Source organism: uncultured Flavonifractor sp. (assembly GCF_944387675.1).
Lineage (GTDB): Bacteria > Bacillota > Clostridia > Oscillospirales > Oscillospiraceae > Flavonifractor.
In genome coordinates this window covers 1-5,324 of sequence record NZ_CALXFV010000128.1, presented here as the reverse complement: position 1 = coordinate 5,324, position 5,324 = coordinate 1, and the positions used below count along the sequence as shown (strand labels likewise).

Below are 5,324 nucleotides of genomic sequence, written 5' to 3'. Positions count from 1 at the left end.
GCCAGCGGAGACTCCTACTGGATGCTGGATGGAAGCGGCAGCATCCAGATGACTGCCCGGACCCTGGGGGCGTCGGCCAGCCTCCCTTCCGGGACCTACGATATGCAGCTGGAGCAGCCGGAGCTTAGGATGGCAACGAAAATCACGGTGCCGGGCCAGGAGATTTTCTATACCATCCTGGGCCAGTCAGCGGATAAGCAGCCCTATACCGACCCCATCCCTCTGACCCAGGATACCAAGCTTCTGGTCTACGGGCAGCTGAGCGACGCGGTCTATCAGGTCTCCTATTATACTTACCGGGACCTGCGCAATCCGGTGCGGGCGGCCCAGGAGGCGGGTACCTACGACAAGCCTATCCAGGTGGAGCTGAATACCGAGGCGGGGGGAGCGGTGATCTACTACACCACCGACGGCAGCGACCCCACCACCAGCGGCACCAGGTATACCTATACCAGCCCCATCGGGATTTTCTCCACCACCACCATCCGGGCCGCGGCGGCGGTGGGCGGTGTGTTCGGAGATGTGCTCTCGTATGAATACGTGATTTCTCCCGCCATTACCGCCCAGCCCGGGGAGGGGGACTACACCCAGCCCGTGGAGGTCACGCTGACCATCATGGACGGCTATGGGCTCTGGTACACCACGGACGGCCGCGACCCCACCCGGGGGTGGGGTATCAAATATGAAGGACCCATCACCATCTGCCAGACCACGGAGCTGAAGGTAGCCGCCTTCCGAAATGGGAGCTGGGGCGAGGTCAAGACCTTCTCCTACCGGTATCCCCAGGTGACCATTACCGCCCAGCCGGCAGGCGGGGAGTATGAGGACGCCCTTTGGGTCACCCTGGCGTGCAGCGCGGACTATGCCCAGCTGTCGTACCGGCTGAGCGGCGGCACGGAGCAGGCATATGAGGATGGAATTGGCATCTACAAGACCACGCAGCTCACCGTATACGCCAGGTATGGGAACCAGCTGATGGCCACGGAGACCTTTACCTACACCCTGCCCAACACTGAAATCCAGGCCTCGCCGGCACCGGGCAACTATCAGACCATTCAGACCATTGCCCTCTCCTGCAACCGGGCGGACGCGGAGCTGTGGTACGCCCTGGACAGCTGGTATCTGGAGGAGGACGGAACGCGCTACACCGGCCCCTTTGAGCTGGACCACACATCCACAATTTGGGTGTCCGCCAAGCTGTGGGGGGAGACCATCGCAAAGACCAGCTTTGTCTATAACCTGGTGCTGCCCAAGGTGACGGCCAGCCCGGCTCCCGGAGAGTATAAGGTTCCCACGCCGGTGACCCTGTCCACCGACGCCGGCTATGAAATCTGGTACACCGTGGACGGCAGCGACCCCAAGACCAACGGCCTCAAGTACGAAGGCCCCATCCAGCTGGACGAGCCGGTTTCCACCGTCATTCGGGCGGTTCCCAAGTCCAAGGATTTTGAAAACGTCTGGGGGACTACCAGCGAATTCAGCTATAATATGACGCTGCCGGAGGTGAAGGCCAGTCCGGTTTCCGGAGATTATAAGGTCCCCCTGTCGGTGACCCTGTCCACCGACGCAGGCTATGAGATTTTGTATACGCTGGACGGCAGCGACCCCGCTGTCAACGGAATCAAGTATGAAGGCGCCTTCCAGCTGGAGGAGCCGGTTTCCACCGTCGTTCGGGTGGCCCTCAAGGCGGAGGATTACGAGAAGGTCTGGAGCGTGGACAAGGAGTTCCGCTATACCTTCAACTCCTACTTCTTCCGGGTGCAGGATGTGGAGGTGGAAAAGCGGGAGAACTATGAGATCACCGCCCGGCTGACCAACACACTGCTGGAAGAGAAGGCGGTAACGCTCTACGCGGCGGCGTACCGGAACGGCAAGCAGCTGGACGCGGCCATGAAGCAAGTGACGCTGCCCGCCAATACCCGCAGCCAGACGGTGAGCTTCACCTATCCCTCTGCCCAGCTGCTGCCGGAGGACGCGCAGCTCAAGGTGTTCTGCCTGGACAGCGCCACCCAGGAGCCCCTGTGCGAGGCCTGGACCTTTACCCCGTCGGAGATTGAGGTGGTCTACATACTGGATTCCCTCACCGCCCGGCCCGCCGCCATCGAAGGGACTGAGGGGGATGTCATTCCCGTGGAGCTGACCGCCCACTATCTCAACGGCAAGGCAGACCAGACGGTAAATCCCTACTCCTATTCCAGCGGGAACAGCTATGTGGCCAGGGCCTCCTCCGGATATGTGACGCTGGTTGCCGAAGGCAGCACCACCGTGACCTACACCTATATCGCGGGCGGCGTTGCCAAGTCGGTGGAAATTCCCGTCACCGTCAAGGCCCCCACCTATCATCTGGGCTTCCTGGCCGATCCCACGGCGGATACTCTGCCCGCCGACGCCATCCCCATCTCCAGCGCCCAGGAGCTGGCCGCCATTAAGAGTGCGGACAGCGTGGGCAAGACCTACTATCTGACCCAGGACATCCAGCTTACCGGCGAGTGGTCCCCCGTCTACGGCTTCCAGGGTACCCTGGACGGCCGGGGCCATACGGTCAGCGGCCTGTACGTTTCCTCTGCCAGCGAGGAGCAGCTGGCGGGCCTGTTCGCCTCCGCCTATGACGCTACCATCAAAAACCTGACGGTGGAGATTGACCCCCGGGGCGTCAGCGCCTATCACGCCAGCGATGTATCCTATGCCGGCGGCCTGGTGGGCCATTCCAAGAATACCAATTACATCAACTGCTATACCACCGGCGGGCCGGTGTCCGCCAGCGGAATGGCGCCTTACGCCGGCGGACTGGTGGGTTACCTGATGAACAAGCCGGAGAAGCAGATCGTCAACTGCTTCTCCACCTGTGACGCGTCGGCCCAGGCCTTCCAGTCCACGTCCGGCAACGTCTGTCTGGCCGGCGGCCTGATTGCTGATTTGGAGAGCGGGAGCGGATATCAGGCGGCCTCCCTTTCCCGCTGCTACGCCACCGGCGATGTGTCGGTAAGCTATCCGGGCGGCAGCGGCGGCGTTGCGGGGACCCAGGCCGGCGGACTGATAGGCAAAGGGAATCAGCTGGATATCAGCGACTGCTTCGCGCTGGGCGATGTCACTGCCCGAAGGAGCGGAACCATTACCGTTTCCGGCCTGTTTGCCGGCGGTCTGGGCGGCTGGCTGATTCAGACTGAGCTCACCCGGTGCTATGCCGCGGGCGACGTGTTCGGCGGCAGCAACTCCTATGTGGGCGGCCTGACGGCAGCTGCGGCTACCATAAACAGCTGTTATCGGGTGGGTCAGAGCGTCACCGGTACCGAGTATTATAATGGAGGGACAGCGGTGACCGCGCCCTATGCCCAGAACTCTTATTCCGGCTTTGATTTCACCTCCACCTGGCAGTTTACCCAGGGCGCCTTCCGGGGGCTGCCCCATCTGCAGTACCAGGACTGAATTTTCCCGCGCGGAGTCCCCAAACTGCATGAAAAACCGATTATAGCGAAAAATGGCCGCCCTCCCGGGGCGGCCATTTTTCCGTTCTGCTGGGATAAAAGACAAATCCGCTGAAGCTATGAGGTTTTGTGATGGCAGCACCGGAGGAACCGGCAGGAGCGGCAGCCCCTTTTTCAGCGTGGGGCAAAGCCTGCGGAACCTGCCGCATTTTCGGGTGATGCACAGCCTGCGCTTTACAGCCAGACCGGAAAATGCGGTCAGTGGCCCTTTCGCCGCTCCTCCTCGGCCAGCATCTCCATCATGATATTTGTCCCCAGGTGTATACGTAGAGGAGTATGATTCGGGTGCCACACCCATGCAGGGGGTCAGCACCAGTACCGCAGGCTTCGTGGGCCTGGCGGAGCGCGGTCCCGTGGTGGGGCAGCCCCAGCTGGTTACCAGCTTTGCCGACTACAAGCGCATGTACGGCGGCTATCTCAGTGAGGCGGGCTACGGCGCCGGCCGGTTCCTTCCCTATGCGGTGGAGCAGTTCTTTGCCAACGGCGGTTCCCGGGCCTATATCATGCGGTCTGTACCCGGGGATGCCAAGGCGGCTACCCTTACCACCGGCGTGCTGAAGCTCACCGCCGCCAACCCAGGCGCCTGGGCGGAGAACATGCGGGTCACCGTGGCCCCCTCCTACAAGGCCAAGACTCAGGTGTTCGCCGTCAACGGCGCCGACCTGACTCTGAAGAACTCCGACGGGTTCAACGCCGGCGACGTGGTGGAGCTGTTCGACGGCTCCAAAGCCGCCTATGCCACCGTCAAGAGCGTGCTGGACAAGGTGATTACCCTGGACGCCCCCTGTACTCTGGGGGTGGCAGACACCAAAGTGGGTACCGCCAAGTACATCCGCACCTGCGAAATTACCATCACCGCCCGGCTGGACGACACGGTGGAGACCTATGAGAACCTGTCCCTGAAGCCCGAGACGCTCAACTACGCCCCGGTGAAGACCGCCAAGAGCGACCTGATCCGGGTGGAGGTGCTCCCCGCCCCCAAGGCAGATGCTCCCGCTCCCGCGGCCAAGGACGAGAAGAAGGACGACAAGGCCGCCCCCGCTCCTGCCAAGGCAGCCGGCATCACCCCCTATGACCTGTGCGCCGGAACCGGCGGAGAGATGGTTCTGACCCTGGCCGGCGGCAGCGACGGCTCCGTGCTGGCCGTCACCGCCGACGCCTATCTAGGCAAGGACGACGGCCCGGGCAAGCGCACCGGCCTGCAAGCCTTCCAGGAGAACAGCAATGTTTCCCTCCTGGCCATCCCCGGCGTCACCGTACCCGAAGTGCAGTCCGCCCTCATCGGGTTCTGCGAGGGAAAGAAGAGCTGCTTTGCCATTCTGGACATCCCCATGGACCTGAAAAAGACCAACGATGTGGCCAACTTCCGGGATATGTATGACTCCACCTATGGAAAGACCATTCCATCCCTGGCCCGGCGGGAGCTGGCTCATACAGGACTTCCTGAGTTTGTCCGTATGGGGGGACAATTAGACCCCGAACAATATCTGAATATCTGACTTGATCGAATACATACCAAACAGCCAGCGCAAGACGGGGAAAGATCTGATTGTCGAAGAACACGGCAATCGAAAAAGTGCCTGTTGATCGCAGGTAAAAGAAAAGGCGTTTAAGAGGCTGAAATACTCCTCTTAAACGCCTTTTCTGGTACTTGTGAAAGAAGCCTTTTTAAGCACTTTAATTTTGGATTTTATCTGCAAAATTTTCGCGGCTTGTTTGCAAAGCAACACCCGGATGAAATCATACAGGGCTTCCGGTTCCATCAGGCACCACTTAGTTTTTTCATCATCGGTCCAGACTTCATAGTCTGGGGCGGCATCGTAAAGCCACCAGCTGATA

3 protein-coding genes are annotated in these 5,324 nt (G+C 60.9%); 2 read left to right on the top strand and 1 reads right to left on the bottom strand.

The features are described from left to right. Positions 1-3,426 (top strand): chitobiase/beta-hexosaminidase C-terminal domain-containing protein (locus tag Q0J74_RS10260; protein ID WP_297214300.1); only part of this gene is annotated, 3,426 nt, incomplete at its 5' end. A 355-nt stretch (positions 3,427-3,781) separates the two neighbouring features. Further along, positions 3,782-4,984 (top strand): hypothetical protein, encoded by a 1,203-nt coding sequence (locus Q0J74_RS10255; RefSeq protein ID WP_297214297.1) that lies wholly within the window; start codon positions 3,782-3,784, stop codon positions 4,982-4,984. A gap of 132 nt (positions 4,985-5,116) precedes the next feature. On the opposite strand, the gene Q0J74_RS10250 is transcribed toward Q0J74_RS10255, so the two are convergent. Next, the coding region (locus tag Q0J74_RS10250; RefSeq protein WP_297214293.1) for a hypothetical protein at positions 5,117-5,324 on the bottom strand (208 nt) is incomplete at its 5' end.

Excerpts from the sequence above, each read along its gene's own strand:
- Q0J74_RS10255 (WP_297214297.1), top strand. The coding sequence starts at position 3,782 with ATGCAGGGGGTCAGCACCAGTACCGCAGGCTTCGTGGGCCTGGCGGAG.